The sequence below is a fragment of the Psychrobacillus sp. genome, assembly GCF_056205495.1.
The window spans coordinates 1-10,321 of record NZ_JBAEAP010000421.1; the positions used below are offsets into that span (position 1 = coordinate 1).

The 10,321-nt window shown below is 37.0% G+C and carries 10 protein-coding genes; 9 read left to right on the forward strand and 1 reads right to left on the reverse strand.

All coding sequences use genetic code 11. The features are described from left to right. Positions 1-194 precede the first annotated feature (194 nt). Complete coding sequence (locus tag AC06OU_RS12345; RefSeq protein WP_475856117.1) at positions 195-755, reverse strand: YhcN/YlaJ family sporulation lipoprotein; 561 nt, start codon at positions 753-755, stop codon at positions 195-197. Between the two features lie 173 nt (positions 756-928). On the opposite strand from AC06OU_RS12345, the gene AC06OU_RS12350 reads away from it, so the two are divergent. The 9 genes from AC06OU_RS12350 to AC06OU_RS12390 form a co-directional block, all read left to right on the forward strand. After that, positions 929-2,098, forward strand: coding sequence for a M20 family metallopeptidase (locus AC06OU_RS12350; protein ID WP_475856118.1), 1,170 nt, complete (start codon positions 929-931; stop codon positions 2,096-2,098). Positions 2,099-2,353: 255 nt separating this feature from the next. Further along, a complete protein-coding gene (locus AC06OU_RS12355) occupies positions 2,354-2,965 on the forward strand; it encodes a TerD family protein (protein ID WP_169360185.1) in 612 nt (203 codons plus the stop codon). Between the two features lie 16 nt (positions 2,966-2,981). Next, the gene (locus AC06OU_RS12360; RefSeq protein WP_169360186.1) at positions 2,982-3,557 is read left to right on the forward strand and encodes a TerD family protein; all 576 of its coding nucleotides are present in this window, start codon (positions 2,982-2,984) and stop codon (positions 3,555-3,557) included. A 143-nt stretch (positions 3,558-3,700) separates the two neighbouring features. After that, positions 3,701-4,765 (forward strand): HpcH/HpaI aldolase/citrate lyase family protein, encoded by a 1,065-nt coding sequence (locus AC06OU_RS12365; protein ID WP_475856120.1) that lies wholly within the window; start codon positions 3,701-3,703, stop codon positions 4,763-4,765. Next, positions 4,716-6,083, forward strand: coding sequence for a phosphoribosyltransferase family protein (locus tag AC06OU_RS12370; RefSeq protein ID WP_475856122.1), 1,368 nt, complete (start codon positions 4,716-4,718; stop codon positions 6,081-6,083). Before AC06OU_RS12365 ends, AC06OU_RS12370 begins: the two co-directional genes overlap by 50 nt. Continuing rightward, on the forward strand, positions 6,073-7,185 hold the full coding sequence (locus AC06OU_RS12375; RefSeq protein WP_475856124.1) for a cysteine protease StiP family protein: 1,113 nt from the start codon (positions 6,073-6,075) through the stop codon (positions 7,183-7,185). The genes AC06OU_RS12370 and AC06OU_RS12375 overlap by 11 nt, the downstream gene beginning before the upstream one ends. After that, positions 7,182-7,997 (forward strand): HAD family hydrolase, encoded by an 816-nt coding sequence (locus AC06OU_RS12380; protein WP_475856126.1) that lies wholly within the window; start codon positions 7,182-7,184, stop codon positions 7,995-7,997. Before AC06OU_RS12375 ends, AC06OU_RS12380 begins: the two co-directional genes overlap by 4 nt. A gap of 15 nt (positions 7,998-8,012) precedes the next feature. Continuing rightward, positions 8,013-9,626 (forward strand): YceG family protein, encoded by a 1,614-nt coding sequence (locus AC06OU_RS12385; protein ID WP_475856127.1) that lies wholly within the window; start codon positions 8,013-8,015, stop codon positions 9,624-9,626. Positions 9,627-9,644: 18 nt separating this feature from the next. After that, positions 9,645-10,321: toxic anion resistance protein (locus tag AC06OU_RS12390; RefSeq protein ID WP_475856129.1), on the forward strand; the 677-nt coding region annotated here is incomplete at its 3' end.

Sequence of the window (10,321 nt, forward strand, 5' to 3'; positions counted from 1 at the left end):
GAGCTGAAGACCCTGGACTGAGCGCAGCGAGGGAAGCGGCTGAAGCCGTGCCCGCGGAAAGCGTCCGTTCGTAGCGGAAATCAACTCTTCCTCGCGTTATTTCTATTTTAAAAGAAAAAAGAGTGTAGACAAACTCCAAAATTTTTGGAGTTTGTCTACAGTCTGAGGCGAAGAGAATTACCTCTTCGCTTTTTTTATTCAGGTGAATGTGCGTCTGGGAATACACGGTGTACTGTATCATTAAACTCTTGAAAAAAGCCTTCAACCGGCTCCCCTTCTTTAATCTTTGTCCCATACTCTTCCATACGGCCAACAAAATCAGGATCCAAAGATACATACACGTTCTCAAAGTTTAAATTTCCTTTTCCTTCCTTAGCCTTTTCAGATATACGAGTTTTTAACTCCTCGTTATCTTCTGTTCCTTCTTTTGCTCTAACAGCAACGTATGCATTTTTATCTGTCACTAACACATGAGCAGCATCTACCTCATCTAATTCTGCAATTTTTGCAGCCACGTCATCTGCTACATCAACCTTTTGATCTCCGTTTGTAGAAACGTCTTTTCCTTCTTCTTCTCCAATTTCTCCATCATTTCCGGTATCAACAGTAGCATTAGGATCCATATTCTCATCTTTAGTTGTATCCGTTGTATTGGTATCTGTTGTTGTTTTGTCATCCTTAGCGTCATCATTTCCACAGGCTGTTAAAAACCCTATTATAAGAATAGCGATTAATATCTTCATCTTTTTTATCATTTTATTTTCTCCTTTTCAATAAATTATTACAGTTGTATGATGTGATTTTTGTAGTAAAATATGCGCCTAATTAAAAAAAGATAATTTAAACAATTCTAAATAGACATTCTATTATCTGTTATAATTTTTAGAAGGAATTGGTTAACAAAAATCTATAAAAGAGGTGTTTTAAGATGACTAAGGATTTATTTAAAAGATTAGAAGAAGGCTTTAATGACATGGTAACAATTAGAAGGTATTTACATATGCATCCTGAGGTATCCTTTCAAGAGATACGAACTGCAAAATATATTCAGAACTTTTACTTGCAACTCGGTATACCTTTTGAAGCCAATGTAGGCGGAAACGGTGTTGTGGCACGAATCAAAGGCGCGCGCCCCGGGAAAACGGTTGCTTTGCGTGCAGATTTTGATGCTCTTCCCATTCAAGATGAGAAGGAAGTTCCATATAAATCTACAGTACCTGGTGTAATGCACGCCTGTGGACATGATGGACATACTGCTACACTGCTCATTCTTGCCCGTACTATACATGAGTTAAAGGATAAACTGAGCGGAGAATACGTATTTATACATCAGCATGCGGAGGAATACGCACCAGGTGGCGCAAAACCAATGATAGAAGCTGGCTGCTTACAGAACGTAGATGTAATTTTTGGTACGCATTTATGGTCTCAAACTCCCCTTCACACAATTGCCTATCGCTCCGGCCCAATTATGGCTGCAGCAGATCGGTTTATCATCAAAATTCAAGGGCGTGGTGGTCATGGCGCTAATCCTCATGACACAAAAGACGCCATTTTAGCTGCTTCTCAGCTAGTAGTTAATTTGCAGCAAATTGTCTCAAGAAGAGTCAATCCGGTTGAGTCGGCTGTTCTTTCTGTCGGTTCATTTGTAGCCGACAATGCATTTAACATTATCGCTGATTCGGTTAAATTGAGCGGAACCATTAGAACGTTTACTCCTGCTGTAAGAGATTTAATGGAGAATGAGTTACGACGCGTGTTAGACGGAACTTGTCTGACTGCTGGTTGTACCTATACCCTCACATATGAAAGAGGCTACCCTCCAGTTATTAACCATAAAGAAGAAACAGAATATCTTGCTGAAATAGCAAGACAGATCCCAGATGTCAAAGAAGTACAGGAATCGGAGCTTTTAATGATTGGTGAAGATTATGGTTACTATCTCGAACAAATTCCAGGCACGTTTTTCTTCACTGGAGCTATGCCTGATGGAGATGTCTACCCACATCATAGCCCGATGTTTGACTTCGATGAAAAGGCCATGTTAACAGCAGCTAAAACGTTAGGGCATGCCGCTATTCTCTATCAAAAGCAGTAAAGCTCTGATGAAGCAACAAGTGACTCACACTTAACTTCTGCGTGGCTCTGCTTGAAAACTTCAGGAGAAAGCAGAAACCGAGTTTAAATTGTCACAGTCTTTGTTCTGATATCGGCTTATATATTTCCAATTTCCCATATAAAACGTTAAAATATATTAGTATGAATAACGATAAAAATTTTATTACTTAATGAAACTATTTAAGCGGTAGTTACGTAAAATTAATTAAATAAAGAAATTTGGGGAGGTTTATCAATGGCTATTAATCTTGTAAAAGGACAAAAAATTGATCTTACTAAAGGCAGATCTTCTTTAAAAAGTGTCATGGTAGGACTTGGATGGGATCCAGTAAGTCAAAAAAGCGGAGGGTTTTTAGGTAGTCTTTTTGGCGGTGGTTCTAGTGGTGCTGCTATAGACTGTGACGCTTCAGTTCTACTTTTAAACGAAAATGGCAAGTTATCTTCCAAACAACAATTAATCTATTTTGGAAACAAAACTTCTAACAATGGCAGCGTGGTACATATGGGTGACAACCGTACCGGAGATGGTGACGGAGACGATGAGGTAATTAACGTAAACCTTAAATCAGTTGCAAGTTCTGTTCATAGACTTTTATTTGTCGTTAATATTTACCAAGCAAAACAACGTAAACAAGATTTTGGCTTGATAAAAAATGCATTTATTCGTTTAGTGGACAACGATACAAGACAAGAACTAGTGCACTATAATCTTTCTGATAATTATTCTGGGAAAACTTCACTTTTCCTTGGGGAGCTATATCGCGATGGTGAAGAGTGGAAATTCTCGGCTATTGGAGAAGGTACAGCAGACACTGATATTTCATCTATAGCAAACAAATACTTATAAGGAGTGGGATATAAACATGGCTATTAATTTATCTAAAGGACAAAAGGTAGACTTAACTAAAGGTAATCCAGGGTTAACAAACATTATTGTAGGTCTAGGCTGGGATACAAACAAATATGACGGCAGAAACGACTTCGACCTTGACTCTTCTGTTTTCTTATTAAATAGCAGTGGAAAATGTGCATCTGAGGCTGATTTTATTTTTTATAACAATACTTCAGGTAGTAATGGAGCAGTTGTTCATACAGGAGATAATCGCACAGGTGAAGGCGATGGCGATGATGAGCAAGTTAATATAAACCTTGCAAACGTTACAAGTTCTATTGAAAAAATTGCTTTTAGCATTACTATTCATGATGCAGAGGCTAGAGGTCAAAACTTTGGTCAAGTAAATAATTCATACGTACGAATTATCAATGCAGATACTCAGGAAGAACTGATTCGCTACGATTTAGGAGAAGATTTCTCAATCGAAACTGCAGTAGTTGTAGGTGAATTATATCGCCACAACAATGAGTGGAAATTTAATGCAATTGGTAGTGGCTACCAAGGTGGATTAGGAGCTTTAGTTTCTGACTTTGGCTTAAACTAGTTAAATCTTTTCTAAAGCAAGGGTTTTCTCCTTGCTTTTTTTTTACAAAGAGTATATTTAATAGAACTTGGGTGACCTATAGCCCCTTCTTCTTTCAAGGAGTGATTACCATCAGACATTTTAAGGGTTTAAGTGAAAATGAAGTGAATAATTTTTTTCATCTCCCTCCTAAAGAATTTTCAAAAACGACAGACAAGCTAAAATTGGGGATTGCTATGGGTGCCACTTTATATATTCCAGGCCTAATGAGTAATTTTTCTTCAAAATTAATCAAGAAGTCTTTTGAAAATCTTACTAGTGTAATTATGTGTTTAGAGGATTCTATTTCAGATAACTCGCTAGCAGAAGCCGAAAACAATGTAGTAGAACAACTGCACACCTTAGCTGAAGCAATCAGCGCAAATGCTACCCTACAGTATGATTTGCCCCTCCTATTTATAAGAATTCGAAGTGTAGACCAGTTACAGAGAATTGCTAGTCAGTTAGGAAATGATTTAGACCTTATCACGGGCATAGTCTTCCCTAAATGTAATTCTACTAATGCTAATGATTTCTTTTCATACTTGGATTCCTTAAATCAAGCAAGATCCGTTACGCTATATGGTTTGCCTATTATTGAATCAAAAGAGATTATTTATAAAGAATCTCGACAAGAGGAGCTCCAAAAGCTTTATACGATTTTCTTGAATTACGAACGTCTTATATTAACCATTAGAGTTGGGGCAACAGACTTTTCTAGCCTGTTTAGCCTTAGACGGCCATATAATAGAACTGTTTACGAGCTACAATTAATTGGAGATTGTTTAACAGAAATTCTAAACACGTTTAGACGCTATGAGGATAACTTTATAATTTCAGGTCCTGTATTTGAATACTTTGATGATAAAAGTAAGGACATCTTATGGGAAGAAGTTCAACTAGACCTTTTGAATGGCTTTTACGGTAAAACGTGTATTCATCCAAGCCAAGTAGATATCGTTAACGCTGTCTATCCTGTTTCTAAGGAGACGTTTGACGACGCTAGCATAATCGTTGGAAACAGATATGGAAATAATGGAATTTTAAGTAGCCCTTCAAAAAATAAAATGAATGAGGTTAAACCTCATTATAGTTGGGCTGTAAAAATACTGGCGCAAGCAGAAATATATGGGGTGCTAAATGAAAATGTTACCACACACGACTTTATCGGCTACATCAAGAACATATAATTTACATGGAAATTTAAAGCTAACCATTGATGTTCAAAACAATCCGTACAACCTTAATCCAGATAAGCTTTTTGAAATGGGAGTAAGAATAAATAAAAAAAGACAATTTCTCTTTATTAGTCGGCTGCTCGGGAAGCACTTACCAGTAGACCCTTCTCTTTCACTAGGAACTGGTACTGTTCTTGCTTCTATGTTAATGGAAAATGAAGGTTTACCTGCTCATCCACAGTTAATGGATATTATTCAAATGATTGATTCAGGCCAGTCAGACCGCAAGCTTAGCCTTAGCTCTTTAAATTATAAGGTTAAATTACCGACTAATACTGTCTTTATAGGCTTTGCAGAAACTGCCACCGGTTTAGGTCATGCTGTTTTTAATCATTTTGATGAGGCTCAGTATATTCATACTACGCGTGAAGAAATCATCAATCTCTCCCCTTCTTTTGTTTTTGAAGAAGAGCATTCTCATGCTACCTCTCACCGAGTATATGCTTCAGAGAACGTGTTGAAGGAAGCGGAAACGATTGTACTTATCGATGATGAAATAACCTCTGGCCTCACACTTTCCAATTTAATTATATCCTTAAATAAAAAGTTCCCAAAAAAGCAGTTTAAAATATTGTCTATTCTGGATTGGAGAAGTGTAGAAAATATAAACAACTTTACTGACTTAATGAAACAAAATGGGATTCATGCCGAAATAATTTCCATTCTTTCTGGTCAATTCACTCTACACAATACAGCTACCATCAACGAGGAAGCCATACCTTACCTAGAAGGTGGAGAAGAAGTTCAAGTGTCTTTAGAGGATGACATCCCCTCTCAGTGCACCACACCTTATTTTAGCGAACACGCAATTTATAGCACTCTCACTGGTAGATTTGGCCTGACGAGTGAAAACCATGCCGCAATGGACGACTGGATACATAAATTACTTGAAAAGCTGAAATTAAATAGAGATAAACCAACACTTGTAATAGGCATAGGAGAAAACATATATATTCCAAGCCGCATTGCTCTCGCACTAGGTAAACATACCAAGATCCAAACAACGACTAGAAGCCCAATCTATGCAAAAAACGAAGAACATTATCCAATCAAAAGTAAGTGTAAATTTATTTTGCCTGATTCCAATGATGTTGAACAATACTTATATAACGTTGCAGAACATGAATTTGAGCAAATCTTAGTAGTTGCAGAGTCTGTTAAAAATAAAGAAACCTGGACTCCCTTACTAAGCTATTTACACGGCAAAGGATCGGTCACATGGTTATCCCTTACATCGCCAGCTAACAAAGGGGGATTAGATGATGCTTAAGACTGATCACTTAGTTAAAACTAGTTACTCACCAGAAGACATTACCTTCTTATTAAAGGATATGTCCAAAGTTCAAATTGAATCGAATATAGATAATCGAGAAAAGGCATTTTCTTTAGGGCAGCATTACTCTGAGTCCTTACCTATAGAATATCGACCCTCTCCAGAGTATCTTCGTTTATACAATCAGGCTATGAACCAGCTTTCTAGCTATATAGCTCAATTAGTAGGCATTGTCACTAGACGCGTACACAAATATGCAGGAACCGATCAAGTCGTCATCATTTCCTTGGCACGTGCAGGAAGCCCAGTAGGAATTTTAATGAGACGATATGCTCGTACTTTTTTAGGCTTAGACTGGCCACATTTTAGCGTATCCATTTTAAGAGGAAAAGGGATTGACGAAAATGCTATAAAAACAGTGCGTGATTTATACCCTAACCATCACTTACAATTTGTAGATGGTTGGACAGGAAAAGGTGCCATTCAAAAAGAGTTGACCAAGTCCGTTCAACAATTGAATGAACAAGGTCTTCACTTAAACGATGATCTTGCAGTCCTTTCTGATCCTGGTGGATGTGCAACGTTATATAGCACAAGAGAAGATATACTAATACCTAATGCCTTTTTAAATTCTACTGTATCTGGATTAATCAGTAGAACTATTCTAAATAACGCCTATCAGTCATCAGAAGATTTTCATGGGGCCAAGTATTACGCGGAGCTTGAGGATGAGGATGTGTCCAACTCCTTTGTCGATCAAATAACTGCTCATTTTTCTGCTCAAGAGGAAAATATTCTAAAGCAGTTCAATGAATTCCCTGTAAAGAACGAAAGAACCTGGTCAGGCATGCAGGTAGCTCAAGAAATCGCACACAAATATTACAAAAACTCTGACCTCACCAAAGTAAAGCCTAGTATTGGGGAAACGACTAGAACCTTATTAAGAAGGAAACCTCATAAAATTCTCTTAAGAGATGAAAATGATGAAGCTGTTAAGCATATTTTAAGCTTATGCCAAGAAAAAAATATACCTATTGAAATAATCCCTGACCTTTATTATCGTGCTATTGGGCTTATAGAATCGGAGGAATTAATATGACTATTCTATTTGCGAGTGATTTAGATCGAACACTAATATATAGTAAAAAATCTAGAGGTCTCGAAGTAAATGAACAAGATTTAGCCATAGTGGAGTGGCGTGAGAATAATCCGGCAGCATTCATGACAAAGGCAGGGCTAGAAATTTTTAAAGAACTCTCCTCTTCCATTGAATTTTTGCCGGTCACTACTAGAACTAGCAAACAATATGAACGTTTATTTAGATTGTATAATCCGCAGGAGAAGCCGACATACTCCATTGTCTCCAATGGAGCTGTAATATTAGAAAATGGTAAACCTATTTCGGAATGGTCTGATAAAATAGAGGTACAGCTCGAGAACGACTGTACCTCCGTCGCTCACGTGCTCTCACAGATTGAACCTTATATTCAAAGAGGCTCCGTCTTAAAGTCCTTACAGGCAGAGAACTGGTTTGTGTATATGATTATAGATGAGGAGAGATTTACAGTTGAGGACTTGGAAGACCTATCCCAACTCTTTTACAAGCAAGGCTTCACCTTGTCTAAACAAGGAAGAAAGTTGTACGTAATGCCTAATTGTATTAACAAATCTCTCGCTCTTGAGTTTGTAGCTGATCGAGTAGAGGCAGAAACAGTAATTGCAGCAGGTGATTCATTATTAGATTTAGATATGGTTTTAAGTGCTGATTACGGTTTCATCCCTCAGCATGGAGAAGTTATATTAAATAATTCGCACCTCCCTTCTCACGTCCAAGTAACCGACCAAACTGGTGTATTGGCAGGTGAGGAAATAATAAAAAAAGTTCATAATATTTGTTATAATATGTATTAACAGGAGGTAAAACCCATGGTGAAGTTAAATCCAATAAGGATGCAGTCGTGGGATTCATCTAACATTGGGAAATGGCTAAAAAACTCTTTAGAAGACCCTAGCATAGTGACAGTCGATCAAGATAGCCTGACATATCCCCAGTTATTATGCCAATTTATTGGTGTTTCTATGGATGAAGATGAGTATTTTACTATTTTGCATACACAATTAAATGATTCTGATGGTAAGCTGATTAATCTTACTAATTCTCTTAATAAAAATATTGCACCTGATAAACTACGTGCTATTAATCAGCTTTTTGAAATACATCGGCAGGAAAAAGGACTGTCTCCGAATCGAATGGTTGCCTTTTTGGAAGGTCATTTTTTACTCCCAAAACTCAATGATACCGATTTAAATAGACGTATAAGGATTGTTTTAATCGATTTATTAAAACAGCTCCAATCTAACTATGTGGAAGGGACACAGCACCATGAGTACCGACGGATAACGATTGATATGATTAAATGGATATTCAATCATGTCGAGCCTGTTTTAGAGAAATTAGACTTTCAAACTGGTCTCCCCGGTTTTCTCTGGTACGGTGATGCTACTCCTAGTGAGAGATGGTTTCTAAAGTTTTTAGGAGCTTATGGATTTCATATCGTCATATTTAATCCCTGCGATGAATCCTGGCCAATGCAAATGCTTGGGATAGATGAGGAACATACCTTTAAATTCCCCAAAATAGCAAGCAAACCAAGTGAATTTCCAAATGAGATGCCTAAAATTGCTGGTACAGTTGCTTTTAGAGCTACTCAAGAAATAAATGAACTCTTACATCATGATGATTCAGGTCTTTATAAGCCCTTTCAATTTAAATCATATTCAATAAATTCCTTAAGGCTAAAAACTACTGAGGATGAAGCATTCTTAATAGCTAAAGAAAGAGCAATGATTCGACCTCACTTTCAAGTAAGCAGTCAGCAAGTAACTATTCCCGTCGTGTTTGCTAAATACATGGGAATAGACCGCAATCGAAAGCGTTTTTGGAACAACGTGCATTCCTTAACCTCTCGAGAGGATACCCATGTGATTCGTCAATTTCCATTTACTAAGGAACAAAAGACAAATCCAGTGTTTCATTATCGAAATGCTTTAAACTCTGACGGAATGTTAGATCCTGAGATTATGAAAACTTCTAATTGGTGGTCTTATGGTAAACTACCTTCAGGTACACAAACAGCGATAGGTGAAGCGATTGCTAAGCATGTGCGTGATCCAATTCTTATCCCTCAGGGAAACGAAACAAATGAGGATTTACAATTATATGCGTTCTCTCAATCAATGTTTATACCTGATTTTGTTATTCGTCTGTTTCAAACATTTGATTACCCTCAATTTGTTCCAACTATCTTCCTTTATAACGAAGAAAAAGGACCCGAGTTGAGTAGAGCAGATGCAAACGCTCTATGTATCATGCATCATCTTGGTTTAGATATTATCTTGGTAAATCCGCAAGGACATTTGGATATTGAAAAGTGGGTTCAAGAAGGAACGTTTGATCTGCACTGGATGGATGATAGATCCTTCAATGAGCCTTTTAAAGAACAGAATGTAGTAAGTAAAATTTTTAAAAAATTTAGATGATATAGGGGTTGAAGTAGTTTGGAACTAGAAAAATTAGAAATGGATCAAAAGGAACAGCTTTTAGAGGAAAGCAATGAACTCAAAACACAATTGAAGAGAGATCCTCAGGTTTTACAATTGGTTGCTAAAATTGATCCTAAAAACCAAGTAGAGTTGTTAGAGTTTGGTCGCGAGCCAGCAAATGAAATCTCTGCTTTTACAGGAAGAATTTTAAACACAATTAAATCTAGTAGTATGGAAGAATCAAGCGAGCTTTTAAAGCAACTTGGTAAAATTATGGATAAGTTCGATAAAAAAGATTTTGTAGAAAAGCCATCTCTATTGAGCAAAGTGTTCAAAAAGGGTGAGAAGCTAATTGAAAAGCTCTTCAATAAATATCAAACAATGGGGAAAGAAATAGACAAAGTCTTTATTGAAATTACGAAATATGAAAAAGAGATGAAAGCTTCTACTCAAACGTTAGAGGAACTCTACGATAAAAACTTTACTTATTTTATGGAGCTAGAGAAATATATTGTTGCAGGAGAATTAAAGCTTAATCAATTACGCCAGCAACTCCCTGCCCTACAGGAAAGAGCAGAGAAAGGCGATCAACTTGTTTTAATGGATTTGAATTCTCTTCAAAATGCCATTGAGCTACTAGATCAAAGAATTTATGACTTAGAAATGGCTAAACAAGTTGCCTATCAGTCTGC

Coding starts and splice junctions, on each gene's coding strand:
- AC06OU_RS12345 (WP_475856117.1), bottom strand. CDS start 755: ATGATAAAAAAGATGAAGATATTAATCGCTATTCTTATAATAGGGTTT.
- AC06OU_RS12350 (WP_475856118.1), top strand. CDS start 929: ATGACTAAGGATTTATTTAAAAGATTAGAAGAAGGCTTTAATGACATG.
- AC06OU_RS12355 (WP_169360185.1), top strand. CDS start 2,354: ATGGCTATTAATCTTGTAAAAGGACAAAAAATTGATCTTACTAAAGGC.
- AC06OU_RS12360 (WP_169360186.1), top strand. CDS start 2,982: ATGGCTATTAATTTATCTAAAGGACAAAAGGTAGACTTAACTAAAGGT.
- AC06OU_RS12370 (WP_475856122.1), top strand. CDS start 4,716: ATGAAAATGTTACCACACACGACTTTATCGGCTACATCAAGAACATAT.
- AC06OU_RS12375 (WP_475856124.1), top strand. CDS start 6,073: ATGATGCTTAAGACTGATCACTTAGTTAAAACTAGTTACTCACCAGAA.
- AC06OU_RS12380 (WP_475856126.1), top strand. CDS start 7,182: ATGACTATTCTATTTGCGAGTGATTTAGATCGAACACTAATATATAGT.
- AC06OU_RS12385 (WP_475856127.1), top strand. CDS start 8,013: ATGGTGAAGTTAAATCCAATAAGGATGCAGTCGTGGGATTCATCTAAC.